Origin of the sequence: Leucobacter luti (assembly GCF_050310065.1) — a bacterium.
In the GTDB taxonomy this organism is placed as follows: Bacteria; Actinomycetota; Actinomycetes; order Actinomycetales; family Microbacteriaceae; genus Leucobacter; species Leucobacter luti_B.
In genome coordinates, this window is the sequence record NZ_CP190007.1 from 2354288 (window position 1) to 2368386 (window position 14099).

At 69.3% G+C, this 14099-nt stretch carries 13 protein-coding genes and 1 tRNA gene; 4 read left to right on the forward strand and 10 right to left on the reverse strand.

Annotated features, from left to right (window positions below):
* Nucleotides 1-103 precede the first annotated feature (103 nt).
* Both ACOPJ3_RS10765 and ACOPJ3_RS10770 read right to left on the reverse strand, forming a co-directional pair.
* A complete protein-coding gene (locus tag ACOPJ3_RS10765) occupies nt 104-1312 on the reverse strand; it encodes an acetamidase/formamidase family protein (RefSeq protein ID WP_427869163.1) in 1209 nt (402 codons plus the stop codon).
* A 79-nt stretch (nt 1313-1391) separates the two neighbouring features.
* Nucleotides 1392-1823, reverse strand: a complete 432-nt coding sequence (locus ACOPJ3_RS10770; protein WP_427869164.1) for a MarR family winged helix-turn-helix transcriptional regulator — start codon at nt 1821-1823, stop codon at nt 1392-1394.
* A gap of 179 nt (nt 1824-2002) precedes the next feature.
* Here ACOPJ3_RS10770 and ACOPJ3_RS10775 point away from each other — a divergent pair, with 179 nt between their 5' ends.
* The gene (locus tag ACOPJ3_RS10775; RefSeq protein ID WP_427869165.1) at nt 2003-3067 is read left to right on the forward strand and encodes a substrate-binding domain-containing protein; all 1065 of its coding nucleotides are present in this window, start codon (nt 2003-2005) and stop codon (nt 3065-3067) included.
* Between the two features lie 555 nt (nt 3068-3622).
* Here ACOPJ3_RS10775 and ACOPJ3_RS10780 read toward each other — a convergent pair.
* From ACOPJ3_RS10780 to ACOPJ3_RS10805, 6 genes are all read right to left on the reverse strand, one after another.
* Nucleotides 3623-4012: a hypothetical protein gene (locus ACOPJ3_RS10780; RefSeq protein ID WP_427869166.1), complete on the reverse strand. Its 390-nt coding sequence runs from the start codon at nt 4010-4012 to the stop codon at nt 3623-3625.
* A 175-nt stretch (nt 4013-4187) separates the two neighbouring features.
* On the reverse strand, nt 4188-5018 hold the full coding sequence (locus tag ACOPJ3_RS10785; protein WP_427869167.1) for a lytic transglycosylase domain-containing protein: 831 nt from the start codon (nt 5016-5018) through the stop codon (nt 4188-4190).
* Nucleotides 5019-5368: 350 nt separating this feature from the next.
* Nucleotides 5369-5443 (reverse strand) — tRNA-Gln (locus tag ACOPJ3_RS10790).
* Between the two features lie 145 nt (nt 5444-5588).
* Nucleotides 5589-6503 (reverse strand): universal stress protein, encoded by a 915-nt coding sequence (locus tag ACOPJ3_RS10795; protein ID WP_427869168.1) that lies wholly within the window; start codon nt 6501-6503, stop codon nt 5589-5591.
* A 1-nt stretch (nt 6504) separates the two neighbouring features.
* Entirely contained in the window at nt 6505-8076 is a 1572-nt protein-coding gene (locus ACOPJ3_RS10800) for an amino acid permease (RefSeq protein WP_427869169.1), read from the reverse strand.
* 158 nt (nt 8077-8234) lie between these two features.
* Nucleotides 8235-9743: an aminotransferase class I/II-fold pyridoxal phosphate-dependent enzyme gene (locus tag ACOPJ3_RS10805; RefSeq protein ID WP_427871221.1), complete on the reverse strand. Its 1509-nt coding sequence runs from the start codon at nt 9741-9743 to the stop codon at nt 8235-8237.
* Nucleotides 9744-10024: 281 nt separating this feature from the next.
* Here ACOPJ3_RS10805 and ACOPJ3_RS10810 point away from each other — a divergent pair, with 281 nt between their 5' ends.
* The gene (locus ACOPJ3_RS10810; RefSeq protein WP_427869170.1) at nt 10025-10945 is read left to right on the forward strand and encodes a LysR family transcriptional regulator; all 921 of its coding nucleotides are present in this window, start codon (nt 10025-10027) and stop codon (nt 10943-10945) included.
* A gap of 138 nt (nt 10946-11083) precedes the next feature.
* Complete coding sequence (locus tag ACOPJ3_RS10815) at nt 11084-11485, forward strand: VOC family protein (RefSeq protein ID WP_427869171.1); 402 nt, start codon at nt 11084-11086, stop codon at nt 11483-11485.
* Nucleotides 11486-11490: 5 nt separating this feature from the next.
* On the opposite strand, the gene ACOPJ3_RS10820 is transcribed toward ACOPJ3_RS10815, so the two are convergent.
* A complete protein-coding gene (locus tag ACOPJ3_RS10820) occupies nt 11491-12501 on the reverse strand; it encodes a Ppx/GppA phosphatase family protein (protein ID WP_427869172.1) in 1011 nt (336 codons plus the stop codon).
* Nucleotides 12502-12537: 36 nt separating this feature from the next.
* Nucleotides 12538-13326 carry a deoxyribose-phosphate aldolase gene (deoC, locus tag ACOPJ3_RS10825; protein ID WP_427869173.1) on the reverse strand — a complete coding sequence of 263 codons (789 nt, stop codon included), beginning with the start codon at nt 13324-13326 and terminating at the stop codon, nt 12538-12540.
* Nucleotides 13327-13398: 72 nt separating this feature from the next.
* Between deoC and ACOPJ3_RS10830 the strand changes: the two genes are divergently transcribed.
* Nucleotides 13399-13791, forward strand: a complete 393-nt coding sequence (locus tag ACOPJ3_RS10830) for a GntR family transcriptional regulator (RefSeq protein WP_427869174.1) — start codon at nt 13399-13401, stop codon at nt 13789-13791.
* Nucleotides 13792-14099: the final 308 nt, after the last annotated feature.

A 14099-nucleotide genomic window follows, 5' to 3' on the forward strand; every position in this document is an offset into this window, starting at 1 on the left:
GCAGAGCTGCGGCGGATGGGCGCGGCGGCCGGCGCGCGACTGTGCAAGGAGGGGGGAAGCACAGCCCGGGCCGACCACCGCGCACCGGTGGGATCCCGCGGCGTTAGATGTTGCGCGGGAGGATGTCCTGATCGAAGATGTCGAGCGGGACCTTCAGCACGACCGCGGCGTTCGGGATGTCCACGATGCCGCCGACGTGCATCTCGCACGGGGCGACCGAGATGATCGTGTACGCCTGCTCAGCGGTGTAGCCGAACTTGCCGAGGTACTCGATCGCCTGCTCGATGGCCTGCACCGCCGCCATCGTCGTGTCGAGGTACTTCTGCTCGCCGCCGGCGGCCGAGAGGCCCGTGAACGAGATGTACCGCGTGCCGAAGTCGGGATCGAAGGGCGACGGGCGGAACATCGGAGTGCGGACGCCGTAGCGGGCCATGCCGTCCTTGATCACGTTGAAGCGGAACCAGCCGACGCCGTCCATCTCGATCGCGTTCCACGTGACCTCGCCGTCGCCCTCGGCGAAGTGGAAGTCGCCCGCCGAGAAGAGCGCGCCGTCGACGAACACCGGGAAGTAGATCCGGGACCCTCGCGAGAGGTTCTTGATGTCCATGTTGCCGCCGTTCTCGCGGGGCGGGATCGTGCGGGCCGACTCGCGGGCCACGCGCTCCCAGTCCTCGCCCTCGAGCGTGCGGAGCACGGACTCCCCCACGGCGTCGAGTCTGGGTGCGGCGAGGCCGTCCGCGATGAGCGGATCCTCGCGGTCGTTCCAGACCTTCAGCAGCTCAGGCGAGGGGGCCACGCCCGTGATGCCCGGGTGGCTGATCGCGGGGATCGAGACGCCGGGGATCTGCCGGCTCGTCGCGAAGTTGCCGTGGAGATCCCAGACGGTCTTGAAGCCCTCGGGGAACCACGACGCGAGCGGCCCGCCCATGCCGGGCAGGATGTTCGAGTAGCCGATGCCCGAGAGCGGCTGCACGTCGAGGATGTCGACGACGAGCAGGTCGCCGGCCTTCACCCCGTCGACCTTCACGGGGCCCGTGAGGGGGTGCGTGCGGAACAGATCGAAGTTCTTGATGTCGGTCGGATCGTCGACATCCTTGAGCTGGTAGTCGTCGTAGCCGCCGGCCTCGAGGATCAGCTCCTCGCCCAGCCCCACCTCGACGAGCGGCGGGATATCCGGGTGCCAGCGATTGTGCCCCAGGTGGCTTTGCTCGGCCAGCGGGACGCCGACCTCGCAACTGAATCGTTTGACCCCGAGGTCGCGATCGGGGAATCGAGAGACCCCCGAGACGGTGAAATCAGTGCCGCTAGACATCATTGTCCTCCTCATACTGGTTGGGTACGAGGAAACTTACTTCCATTTGGAACTAAAAGTCAATGGAACTTTCAGAAACCTAGTCTGATCTGGGGTCCTCCACGCAGAGGAGTTCAGTGAGCGCCTGCGTCTCCCAGTCGCGCAGCGCCGGCAGCGCCTCCGCGATCGCCTCGTCGACGAGCGCCCGGCACTCTCGGGCGCGATCCCGACCCCGCGCCGTGAGCCGCACCAGGATCCGCCTCCGGTCGGCGCCGTCGAGCGTGCGGTGCACGAGCGCGTGATCCACGAGCTTGTCGATCACGCGGGTGAGCGTGGCGGGCGGCACGAGCGCGATTCGCCCGAGATCAGAGGTTGTTGCGGCGTCACGCTCGTCGAGGTAGCTCAGCACCAGGTAGTGCGCGACTCCGAGCTCGGTGCCGCGCAGCGCGCTTGCCACCGCCCGATCCACCGCGTGCCCGGCCGTGAGGAGGGTGCGCGCCAACTCCGCTCGCACCGCCGCATCGACTGCCATGTTCTCCTCCTCCGAGGCCACCCACCCCCTTCCGCGCTCTGCGGAAGCTCCTTGACCATTCGGGATTCGCTCCCTATATTTCCATATGAGTAGTAATTTTGCACCGACAACGACGTCGTGTCCCGTTCCAGGTCGGAGCGGCTCTCAACATTAGGCACTCGGATCAGGGAGGATCCCGGATGAGTCAGCCGCTGCGTATTGGCCTCGCGATCCCGCTGCAGGGGCCCGCAGGCATCTTCGGACCCTCGTGCGAGACGGTCGCCTCGCTCGCCGCTGCGCAGCTCAACGCGCGGCGCGGGATCCTGGACCGCGAGGTCGAGATCGAGGTCATCGACGCGGGGGGCCCGCCCGAGGAGACCCAGCGCGCCGTGATCCAGGCGGCGCAGACCGGGCGGATCCACGCCCTCACGGGCTGGCACATCTCCTCCGTGCGCGAGCACATCGCCCCCGCGCTCGTCGACTTCGACATCCCCTACGTCTACACCTCGCTGCACGAGGGCGCGACGACGCCCGGCGTCCTCTCCACGGGAGAGACGCCGGCCGAGCAGATCGCCCCAGGGCTCAGCTGGCTGCACGGACAGCTCGGGATCCGGCGCTGGGCCATCGTCGGATCCGACTACATCTGGCCCCGCAACTCGGCGCGCGCGGTGCGGGACTTCGCCCACGCGAGCGGGCTCGACATCGTGCACGAGAGCTTCGTGCGGTTCGGCTGCCGCAACTTCTCGCGCGTGCTCTCGGCGATCTCCGCGAGCAACGCGGAGGGCGTCGTGATGCTGCTCGTCGGGCGCGACGCCGTCCTCTTCAACCGCCAGTTCGCGGCCGCCGGACTGCAGGACCGCATGATCCGCTTCACCCCGCTCATGGAGGAGAACATGCTCCTCGCCTCGGGTGGCGACGCGACGCGGGATCTGTACGTCGCGGCGGCGTACTTCAACTCCCTCGCGACCCAGTCGGCGCTCGACTTCGCCGGCGCATACGGCGCGGAATTCGGATACGAAGCGCCCGCACTGAACAACGCCGCCGAGTCCTGCTACGAGGGCGTAATCGCGCTCGCGGCCGCGGCGGAGCAGGCGCGCTCGATCGAGTGCCGCTCGATGCTCGCGGCGGCGGGGAAGGGCGTCGCCTACGAGGGCCCGCGCGGGCCCGTCGTGCTCTCTGAGGCCGGCACGCAGCAACGCGTGCACCTCGCCCGGGCGAACGGTGTCGAGTTCGAGGTGCTCGCCTGGCTCGGGCGGACGGGGTGATGGGGTCCGCAAAGAACGGAATCGCCAAATTCCCGGTCAGGGACCTTCGACTTCGCGCGGCTTTGCATCCAAGAAAAGACTTCATCCACTTTTGCATCTCGGAGCCCTAAAGTAACTTCATGCCCCCGAAACTTCCAGCCGACGCGGTTACCCGCGGACATAATCCCGAACCTCCGAACGGCTGGCCTTGGCATCTGACTGACTACGAAATTAGCTACATTCGCGAGTACAACGTGCGGCCCCCGCGACTCTCCAACTGGCCGGGAAACGAGACGGAGGAACTCCGTCTTGAACAAGAAGCCGAGGGTGTGCGTATGCACCGGGAAAGGCGAGTCAAGCGATCACTTCATCGAACACGACCGGGATGGGCGCAAAGAGCGGTCCTTGGCATTCTCGCAATCCTCGGATTGACCTCAACGTGGTTCGCAGTGGCAACCCAGCATGAGAATGCCGAGATAGGGATCCAGATCCAACGACTGGAAAAGAGCATGAAGGATGAGTAGCCCACGAAGCAAGCCGTTCGCATGGAAGCGCCTAATGTCAGCTTGTCTTGTTTCATTCGCGCTTCTGAGCGGTTTCGCCGCTGTCGCCGCTGGATTCCAACGCGCCGATCTCCTCAGCAAGTTGGAGGACGCACAGACACGGCAGGCGACCTACGTCGATGCGCTCGAAGAGCGAGGTCGCGAGAAACTCAAACGGAAAGCCGCGAGGGATATCCAGGAGAGCGCGGAAAAACAACTTGCCGAACAGCGGGCTCTGAAAGCCAAGAATGATGCTGCCGCCGCAGAAGCGGGATTCCTGACATCGCCGGATGACGAGGCCATTTACGTTCGGCCCGAAGACGGAGCATGTACCACGGTGCTTCCATGCAGCTGGGTGTCCGTTCTTGCGACTGCGGATTGTCCCCATGGCGTGTACGTGTCCGCAAATGTTCTTGACTCTCATGGAATTGTAGTTGGCTACGGGAACGCGATCACCGGCGCACTGAGGGTGATGCAGTCCGCCGCTCTCGTGGAGGTGACCTATCCAACTTTCACTGGCGGAATCAGCCGGTCGGAGATCACAGCGGCGCACTGCCTCTAAGCCGAAGGCGGCAAGGCGTATTGTGTAGAGCGCCTCGCTAGGACTTCGCCGCGTACTCGTCGGCCGCGGCGACCACCCGGTGGTTGTAGTCGACCGTGTCGTTGTAGGCGGTGACGGCGTTGATCCAGCTGTTCGCGTCGCTCAGGTTGCCGCCCGCCGCGCACAGGTAGTGGGCGGCCGAGAGCGCGGCGTCGTCGATCTGCTGCGGATCCGCGATGCCGTCGTCGTTACCATCGGAACCGTAGAGCGCCCAGGTCGTGGGGATGAACTGCATGGGGCCGACCGCGCGGTCGATCGAGGCATCGCCGTCGAGGGCGCCCCCGTCCGAGTCCGGGATGCGCTCCGTCGTGGTGCCGTCGAGCGGGATCCCGAAGATCGCGGGCGTCTGGGCGCCGCTCCGGTCGATCCCTCCCCCGTGCAGCGTGCCGTGATTCGACTCGACGCGCCCGATGCCTGCGAGCGTCGCCCAGTCGATCCCGCACCCCGGCGTCTCGGTCTCGAGCTGCAGCGCCGCACCGGCGTAGGCGGTGAGCGGGCGGATCGGGATCCCGGTCTGCTTCGACACCTGCGCAACCCACTCGGGATCCGGCAGCGCGGCGATGCCGCGGAGCTCGGCCGACTTCACGGCCGCGGCCCGCGCGGGCGCGGACTTGCCGTCCCTGCTCGTTGCGCCGCTTGCGTGCGCCGGGGCCGGCACCTCGGAGGGGGCCTGTCGCCCGGCCGCCTCAGGCCGCTCGGCGCCCAGCTCCTGCCGGCCCTGCGGCAGGGTGAAGAGAAAGCCGATGAGCGCGAACGCGGCGATCACCGAGACGAGGACCACCGCAATGCGGGTGTGCTTCGATGGCCCCTGCGGCTTGCGCGTCGGCATGGTGGCCACCTCCTCCGGAACGACTGTAGCGGAGCTTGCCGTGAGCGGCGGGCGTGTCGGTTGGCCTTGGCCGGCGCGCCGGCGCGCCGGCGGGAAGAGTTGACCCAAAGTGCGGCTTTTGGCGTTCCAGGAGAGAGTTTGGGTCAACTCTTTGCTGGGCGGGGCTGAGAGGCGGGGCCGCGCGGCGGCGCCCGCCGGAAGAGTTGACCCAAAGTGACGCGATTCGCGCTCCAGGAGAGAGTTTGGGTCAACTCATTGCTGGGGGCGGCGGCAGGGGCGCGCGCAGGGCCCGCGGCGGCCTGCGGCGGCCCGCGGCAACAGCAAAGCCCCGGCGGGATCGCCGGGGCTGTTGGCTGGGGTACCTGGACTCGAACCAAGAATAACGGTACCAGAAACCGTCGTGTTGCCAATTACACCATACCCCAAGGGTGATGTTCCGCTCTCCGAGGAGCGCGGCACCAGGAGTCTACTTTACCCGCACTCGCGGCCAAACTCAAAACGAGGCGGCCGCGAGCTGCGGGCCGGGCGCGCCGCCTCCGCGAGCGCGCCCGGCGCGGCCCGGCCGAAGGGTCAGACGACGCCCGCGACGTACTCCCCCGTCGCCCGCCTCGGCACCATGACGACGGGCACGGGCGAGGACCGGATGATCTTCGCGGCGTGCGAGCCGAGCGAGATGCGGGCGATCGGGCCGAGGCTGCTCGAGCCGACGAGGAGCACCTCGGCGGCCTCCCACGGCACGGCGCGGAGTGCGGCGTGCCAGTCGGATCCGGATCCGAAGACGAGCGACACGCTCGACGGTGCGGGCGCCAGCGCTTCGACCTCGTCGAGCACGCGGTCTAAGCGCTCCCGGATCACGCGCTCCCACTCCTGCAGCACCTCGTCCTCCGCGCGCAGCGACACGTTCGCCGCAACGAAGGCGCGCGGGCGCGTGTGGAAGGCGGCGACCCGGAGCGCGGCGCCTGAGACCGCGGTTACGCGCGCGGCCCCCAGCACGAGCTCGGCGGACGTCTCGGAGCCGCTGTACGCGGCCGTGGCGCGCGCGAGTCGAGCGGCCGGATCGACGTCGTAGCCGCGCGGCGCGATCGCGACAGGGAGATCCGCGCCCTGCAGCAGGCCGAGACCCACGGAGCCGAGCGCGATCTCCCCCTCGCTGGCGACGTCGGCCGCGCCGATCACGAGCCGGTGCGCGTCTTCGGCTTCGCACACCTCGAGGAGCCCCCGGCGCGCGCTCGACGCCCCGTGGATCAGGTAGCGCGCCGGAATGTCGGCCGGCACGTGCCGCTTCGCCTCGTCGAGCACGAGCTGCGCCTGCTCCTCGAGGAAGCGCTGGTACTCCGCGTCGACGTTGCTGTAGCCGGGAGGCCAACCGACCGAGTTGACGGCCACGACCACGAGCTCGCGGTCATAGGAGCGCGCGAGCAGCGCGCCGAGGCGCACCGCGCCGGCTGAGCCGTGCCCGGGCGCGACGCCCACGACGATCGACATGCTAACTCCCCGATCCCGGGCCCGCATCGCGGCCCTGGCCGCGGCCGGATCCCGATCCGGATCCCGAACCCGATCCCGAATCTACCGCGTCGAAGTCCGCATCGGACGCGTCGCCCGGCTCGCCCTCGATGACGTACTTGCCCGGGCCGACGAGGCGAATCATGCCCGTGCGGATCTGCTCGCCGAGCACCGAGTTCTTGCGGCCGGTGAAGAAGTACCAGACGAGCACGAGGACGGTCCAGATCGCGAACACGATGATCGTGATCGGGCGGAGGTCCTTGATGATCCAGAGGCAGCCGATGATCGACAGGATCGGGATCACCGGGTAGAGCGGCACGCGGAACTTGCGCTCCAGATCGGGCTCGCGCTTGCGGAGCACCATGACCGCGATCGAGACGACGAGGAACGCCGCGAGCGTGCCGATCGACGTCATCTCGGCCAGGAAGTTGATGGGGAGGACGCCCGCGAGGATCGCGACGACGATCGACACGATGATCGTGTTGGCAACCGGGGTCATCGTGCGGGGGTTGACCCTCTGGAAGATCCTCGGGGCCATGCCGTCGCGCGACATGGCGAAGAGGATGCGGGTCTGGCCGTAGAGCACGACGAGCGTGACGCTGAAGATCGAGATCACGGCGCCGGCCGCGACGACCGTGCCCGGCCACGAGGCGCCGACGATATTCTCGAGGATCGCCGAGAGCCCGGCACTCTGGCCCGCGAAGTCGCCCGTCGCCTGCGCGCCGAGCGCGGTGAGCGCGACGAGCACGTAGACGCCGGTCACGACGACAAGCGCCGCGATGAGCGCGATGGGGAGGTTGCGGCGGGGGTTCTTCGCCTCGTCGCCCGCCGTCGCGACGGCGTCGAGCCCGACGAAGGAGAAGAAGATGATCCCGGCGCCCGTCATGATGCCCGTGAAACCGAAGGGCGCGAAGTTCGCGAAGTGGTCGACGTTCCAGCCCGTGATGCCGACGGCGACGAAGAAGAGGAGCACGGCGATCTTGATGAGCACCATGATCGTGTTCGTCACGACCGAGTGCGAGGTGCCGCGGATCAGGAGCAGACAGCAGAGCCCGATCAGGATGACGGCGGGGAGGTTGATGATCCCACCCTCCTCGGGCGCGTAGAGGAGCGCGTGCGGCAGCTCGACGCCAAAGAGGTTGTTCACGAGCTGGTTCACGTACTGCGACCAGCCGACCGCGACCGCGGCCGTCGAGACGCCGTACTCGAGCAACAGGCAGGCGGCGACGCCCATCGCGGGGAGCTCGCCCAGGGTGCTGTAGGCGTAGGAGTACGAGGATCCGGAGACGGGCACGCTGCTCGCGAGCTCCGCGTAGCAGAGCACCGAGAGGCCGGCGACCGCGCCCGCGATGATGAACGACCAGATCACCGCGGGGCCCGCGATCGGTACCGCCTCGGAGAGGATGAAGAAGATACCCGTTCCGATGGTGCCGCCCACACCGATGAGCGTGAGCTGGAACAGCCCGATGCTGCGCTTGAGCTGGCTGCCGCTCTCACCGCCATCCCTCGGAACGGGCTTCACGCGGAAGAGTTGCTGCCGCAACGTACTTGTCATGTGGTGTCTTCTCCAGACTTCCTTGTCTCCGAGGTCACGGCCCCGTTGAGGCGGAACCGACCCGGGTCCGGATCGGCGAGCTCGTCATTTCGAGCAGTCGCGGTATGGTACCGCGAAGTCATGCCCGGCCAGGCCGCCCCCTCTGGCCGGGCGGTGAATCAGTCTGCGGGTTCCCTGATCACGCGGAACGAACCGACCGCTGGGTCGATCGCCCCGCGGACGTAGCCCGTGGGCGAGGCGGCGACCGCGCGCAGGAAGGCGACGGCCTCGGGCGTAATCTCCTCACCCGGCATCACGTTCGGGATCCCGGGCGGATATGCGGCGAGCGTGTCGGCGGAGATCCGGCCGATCGCCTCCTCGGCGGAGACGACCTCCGTCTCGCCGAAGAAGCCGTCGCGTGGGGTCAGGCGCATGCGGCCGGGCGCCGGGAGCGCGGGGAACGCCTCGGCCGCGCCGCGGAGCGCCCGCTCGGCGTCGGCCTCGGGAGACTCGACGGCCTCGACGAGCGCGCGCAGCGTGAGCGCGTAGTCGGGCCGCTTGCCCGCGCCGATCACGGCGACGAGGCTCGTGGCCGTGGACATTTCGAAGTACACGCCGTGGGTGTCGATCACGCGCTGTCGCAGCCAGTGCCCGCTGAGTCCCGTCGCGGAGACGTCGATCGGGACGCGCAGCAGGTCGGTCTCGACGATGTCGGGGAAGCGGTCGAAGCCGTCGCTCACGACCGCGAAGCGTGGATCCCGGCGGATCATCTCGCGGAACTCCTTCGCGCCCTCGATCGAGCGGCCGATCTCCTCCGTGCCGTTGACGAGCGCGTGGCGCGCGATGTCGAGCGAGGCGCGCAGGAGCGCGCTCGTGGACGTCGAGGCCGTCATCGAGAAGGCGCGCTCAACGAGCGGCTCGAGGCGATCCGCGAACGGGCCGTCACCGAGGTGCAGCATGGCCGACTGCGTGAGCGAGCCCGCGAGCTTGTGCGTGCTCGAAACGACGAGGTCGGCGCCGAGCCTCGCGGGCGACTCGGGCAGCTCCGGGTGGAAGCCGAAGTGCGGCCCCCAGGCGCCGTCGACGATAAGCGGGGCGCCGTGGCGGTGAGCGACGTCGGCGAGGCCGCGGACGTCGGCGACCGAGCCGAAGTAGCTCGGGGAGATGACGTAGACCGCGCTCGCAGGGCGGCCGTCGCGGGCCGCCCGCCCGAGCGCCTCGTCGAGCGCAGCGGGCGAGACCCCGTGCGACATGCCGTGGCGCTCGTCGACCGTCGGGAAGACGTAGCTCGGGGTGATCCCCGCGACAAGCACGCCGTCGCTGAAGCTCGAGTGCGCGCTGCGCTGCTGCAGCACGTGCTCGCCGAGGCCGCGCACGGCGAGGGCGACCGTGCGGTTCGCCTGCGACGCGCCGTTCGTGAGGAACCAGGTGCGGCGGGCGCCCCAGGCGTCAGCCGCGAGCTCGAGGGCCTGATCGAGCGGGGTGCGCGGGTGCTCCTTCGTCGGGAGGTCGATGCCGTCGATAAGCATCGGGACGTCGAGGTGGAGGGTCCGCTCGCCGATGAAGCCGGCGAGGCGGCCGCTGATCCCGCGGTCCGTGCCGCCGTGGCCGGGCACCATGAGCTGGACCGGGTTGCTGTCGACGTAGCGGTCGAGGGCGTCGGCGTAGGGGGTGACGCTGTGGTCCAGGGCCGCGGCGCGGACTGCGAGGCCGTCGAGGCCCGGGCGGCCGTCGGGGCCCGGGACCGGGCGTTCGACCGTGCGTCCCGACTCGGCGGGGATCGTCGTCTCATCCCGCGGGATGAGATCGGTTTCTGCGCGCACTGAGAGAACGTCGGTCTGCAACATGGGACCCATGCTGTCGGCTTCCGCGGCCCGAGTGAATCCCCGAGTCGTCTCGGATGTCACATATGCTGTATGTGTCTTATTGCTCGATTTGCGATTTGCTCCGATATGGAATAGGTGACCTGATGCTGGATCTGCGACAGCTGCGCGCGCTCAGGGCCGTGCACAGCGAGGGCTCGGTGACGAGGGCGGCGAGGCTCCTGGGCTGGAGCCAGCCGACCGTCGACTACCACCTGAGAATCATCGACCGCCTCGTGGGATCCCCCCTGCTCACACGCACGAAACGCGGGAGCACGCTGACGCCGGTCGGCCACCTCGTGCTCGACCGCGCGCAGGAGATCCTAACCCTCAGCGACCGCACGCTGAGCGACGCGCGCGAGCTCGCAAAGCTCGGCCGCGCGCGACTGCGCTTCGGCACGTTTCCGACCGCGGCGGCGCGCCTCCTCCCCGCGATCGCGGCCGAGATGGGCGATCTCGGGGTCGAGATCGACGCCGTGCTCGAGGAGGTGAAGCCGCTCGTCTCCCACGTGAACGGGCGCGAGCTCGACGCGGCGCTCGTCTACTCGGTTCCCGGCTACGAGTTGCCGCTTCGGCCCGACACGGCCGCGACCGAGGTACTGCGGGACCCGCTCCTGCTCGCGCTTCCCGAGGGTCACCGTCTCGCGGGGCGCACCTCGATCGACCGCGAGGCGCTCCTCTCACTCGCCGACGAGCGCTGGCTGCTCGGGGCGACCCCGAACGACCCGATGGACGCCGTCGTGCTCGACGCCTTCGCCGCAGCCGGACACGAGCTCGAGGTCGCGATCCGGACCGACGACTTCCAGGTCATGCTCGGAATGATCGCGGCCCGCATGGTCGTGGGCCTCGTCGCGCGGCTCGCGAGCGGGCCCGTGCACCCCGGCGTCGTGCTGCTGCCGATCGACGACCCCTCGTTCGCGCGCTCCGTGCTGCTCGTCGCCGCGCAGGCGGATCCGGGCGGGCAGCCGACGGTCGCCGTGCGGCAACTCGCCGGCGCCGTGCGGCACGCCGTCGAGGAGCTCGTGTAGCACCGGATCGGGGCCTCCGGGTGCCGGGGCGCCGCGGCCGGGCCTTTGCGGGGCCTGTGTTTTCGCTCTTGCCATTCTGAATGTCGGCGTCGGCTGCAATACTGGGATCCCACCAGCCAAGAAACGAGGGGGTTCCTGATGATTGATCAGTTCGGCAAGGTGATGGTGTACGTCAACGACCCGCGGGTCGTCGCCGATTTCTGGGTGAACGTCGTCGGCTTCACGGAGGTCGACGCGCAGGAGAACGCCGGGAAGACGCTCTCCGTCGAGGTCGTCCACGATCCGGCTGCAGGCGTGGGCCTCGTGCTCTTCGACCGCGCGGTCGTCGCGCAGATGTCGCCCGAGCTCGACCTCGCGACGCCGTCGATCCTGTTCGGCAGCAACGACCTCGTAGCGATGCGCGACGCGCTCGCCGAGAAGGGCGTCGCCGTCGGCGAGCTCGCGAACCACGGCGGCTCGACCACGTTCAACTTCCCTGATCCCGAGGGGAACTACTTCGCGGTGCAGCAGCTCTCGGATCCGGTGCCGACCGCGGAGTGAACGCGCTAGGCGGTTGCTGAGTCGGTGCCGGGCGAGTCGGTGCTGGGCGAGCCGGCGCTGGCCGACTCGGCGACCGGGTCGGCGCCGCGGCCATCGAGCGCGTCGATGTAACGCAGCACGATGCCCTCACGGAGCGCCCAGGGCGAGATCGTGAGGGTGTCGACCTCGAACACCTTCATGGCCGTGCGCAGCACCACCGCGCCCGCCATGATCTGGTAGCCGCGCTCCGGCGTGATCCCGGGCAGGTACTCGCGCACGGTGCCCGGCATGTCGCGGAGCGTCGGCTCCCACTCGCGCAGGCCGACGTAGTGCAGCGGGGCCAAGTCCCCGTTCACGGGGTCCGGCGGGCCGCCGATGAGGCGGGCGAGCGAACGGATCGTCTTGGACGTGCCGACCACGCGCTTCGGGCGCGGGCGATCCAGGAAGAGCTCCTCGCGGACCCGCGTGAACTCGGCGCGCGCGTGCGCCCGGAGCTTCGACACCGCCTCCTGCGTGGGCGGATCCTCAGGCAGGAAGTTGACGGTCGTGCGGCCAGCGCCGAGCGGCATCGAAATCTGCACGTCGGGATACTCGTCCGCGCCCTGCGCGATCTCGAACGAGCCGCCGCCGATGTCGAACAGCAGGATCTCCCCCGCCGACCAGCCGAGCCAGCGCCGCACCGCGAGCATCGTGATCCGGGCCTCGTCCTCGCCCGAGAGCACGTAGAGCTCGGCGCCCGTCTCGCGGGTGATGCGCGCGAGCACCTCCTCACCGTTCGAGGCCTCGCGGATCGCGCTCGTCGCCGTGCAGATCAGGTCGTCTACACCGATCTCGTTCGCCGTCCGCACCGACTCCGTGATCGCGTCGATGATGAGCCGCTGGCCCTCCTCGACGATCGCGCCACCCTGATCCAGGTAGCGCATGAGGCGCACGACCGAGCGCTGCGAGTGGTAGGGCACCGGGCTCGCGCCGGGGTGCGCGTCCACGATCAGCAGGTGGACGGTGTTGGATCCGACGTCGATCACTCCGAGGCGCATGAGCAGCAGTCTAAGGGGTCGGGATCGCCGGGCTGATCAGTAGGCCTGGTTCTGGGCGGCTTGCGCAGCTGGGGTCTGATCCGTGGGCACGTGTGTCTCGCGATCTGCGGGGGCGTCTGCCTCGCCGACTGCCGGTGCGCGGTCCCAGTCCGCGACGATCGCCGCGGTGGCCGAGACGCCGAAGCGGGTTGCGCCCGCCGCGACGAGTTCGCGCACGGCCTCGGCCGTGCGGATCCCGCCCGAGGCCTTCACGCCGAGCCGCTCGCCGACGGCGTCCGCCATGATGCGCACCGCCTCGGCACTCGCCCCACCCGCGGCGTCGAAGCCGGTCGACGTCTTCACGAAGTCCGCCCCCGCGGCCTCGGCGGCGCGGCAGCACCGCACGATCTCGTCCTCGGTGAGTGTCGCCGACTCGAGGATGACCTTGAGCACCCTGCCCGCGCAGGCGGCGCGCACCGCGCGAATGTCCTCCTCGACTCCCGCCCAGTCGCCCGCGCTGACGAGCCCGCGGTTCACGACCATGTCGATCTCGTCGGCGCCGTCCGCGACGGCCTGCGCTGCCTCGGCGGCCTTGACCGCAGGCCTATGCGCGCCCGTGGGGAACCCCACAACGGTGACGATCTGCAGGTCGGCGCGGGTTTCCGGCGTGAGGGGCAGCTGCGATGGGCTGATGCAGACGCGCTTCACGCCGAGGTCCCTGGCGCTGTCGAGGAACTCTGCGAGCTCCGCGGCCGTCGCCGCTGGCGAGAGGAGGGTGTGGTCGGCGTTCGCGAGGAACCAGGTGACGTCGGGGGTCTCGGGTGTCTCGGGTGCGTGCTCCGTCATGCGGCCAGCGTAGCAATTGCCGAGTCGGGAGGTCATCGGGGCCGGGTGCTCGCCGGGACCTAGGCTGGGTACATGAGTGACGAGATCGCAGGGACCCGAATTTCGCTCGACTTCGAGCTCGACCGCTCGAGCGCCGTGCCACCCTTCGAGCAGCTCCGCGACGCGGTGATCGCGGCCGTGAACAGGGGTTCACTCCCGCCAGGATCCCGCCTGCCGACCGTGCGCGGGCTCGCAGCATCCTTCGGTCTCGCGACGAACACGGTTGCACACGCTTACCGCGCGCTCGACGAGGCTGGCATCACGGAGGCGCGAGGGCGCGCGGGCACCTTCGTGGCGCTCGACGCCGACGACCGGCCCGCGGCTCGCGCCGCCGCCGCGGCATTCGCGGAGGCGATGCGCCGACTCGGGATCGGGCCCGACGAGGCGCTCGCGCTCGCCTCGGACGCTGTGCGCGGCGGGGCGTAGGGGTGGGGCTCTGGGATGGGCTCGGGAGGGGGCTGGGGGTGCGCTGGGGCTGCGCTCGCTCCGCAAACTGCGCTCGCTCGCAAACTTTCAGGCCGAAACAGCGGAACGAGCGCAGAACTCGGAGGGAACGACCACGCCCAGGCGCCGCGCCCCGCGCGGCACCAACAGGACGCGGCCGCACAGCGGCCGCCCTTCCCCTCAGGCTGAGGCCGGGCGAACTGCGCTCGCTCCGTAAACTGCGCTCGCTCGCAAACTTTCAGGCCGAAACAGCAGAACGAGCGCAGAACTCGGAGGGAACGACCACGCCC

Bases quoted from the DNA above. Each gene is read 5' to 3' on its own strand.
- ACOPJ3_RS10765 (WP_427869163.1), bottom strand. From the start codon at position 1,312: ATGTCTAGCGGCACTGATTTCACCGTCTCGGGGGTCTCTCGATTCCCC.
- ACOPJ3_RS10770 (WP_427869164.1), bottom strand. From the start codon at position 1,823: ATGGCAGTCGATGCGGCGGTGCGAGCGGAGTTGGCGCGCACCCTCCTC.
- ACOPJ3_RS10775 (WP_427869165.1), top strand. From the start codon at position 2,003: ATGAGTCAGCCGCTGCGTATTGGCCTCGCGATCCCGCTGCAGGGGCCC.
- ACOPJ3_RS10780 (WP_427869166.1), bottom strand. From the start codon at position 4,012: ATGAGAGTCAAGAACATTTGCGGACACGTACACGCCATGGGGACAATC.
- ACOPJ3_RS10785 (WP_427869167.1), bottom strand. From the start codon at position 5,018: ATGCCGACGCGCAAGCCGCAGGGGCCATCGAAGCACACCCGCATTGCG.
- ACOPJ3_RS10795 (WP_427869168.1), bottom strand. From the start codon at position 6,503: ATGTCGATCGTCGTGGGCGTCGCGCCCGGGCACGGCTCAGCCGGCGCG.
- ACOPJ3_RS10800 (WP_427869169.1), bottom strand. From the start codon at position 8,076: ATGACAAGTACGTTGCGGCAGCAACTCTTCCGCGTGAAGCCCGTTCCG.
- ACOPJ3_RS10810 (WP_427869170.1), top strand. From the start codon at position 10,025: ATGCTGGATCTGCGACAGCTGCGCGCGCTCAGGGCCGTGCACAGCGAG.
- ACOPJ3_RS10815 (WP_427869171.1), top strand. From the start codon at position 11,084: ATGATTGATCAGTTCGGCAAGGTGATGGTGTACGTCAACGACCCGCGG.
- ACOPJ3_RS10820 (WP_427869172.1), bottom strand. From the start codon at position 12,501: ATGCGCCTCGGAGTGATCGACGTCGGATCCAACACCGTCCACCTGCTG.
- deoC (WP_427869173.1), bottom strand. From the start codon at position 13,326: ATGACGGAGCACGCACCCGAGACACCCGAGACCCCCGACGTCACCTGG.
- ACOPJ3_RS10830 (WP_427869174.1), top strand. From the start codon at position 13,399: ATGAGTGACGAGATCGCAGGGACCCGAATTTCGCTCGACTTCGAGCTC.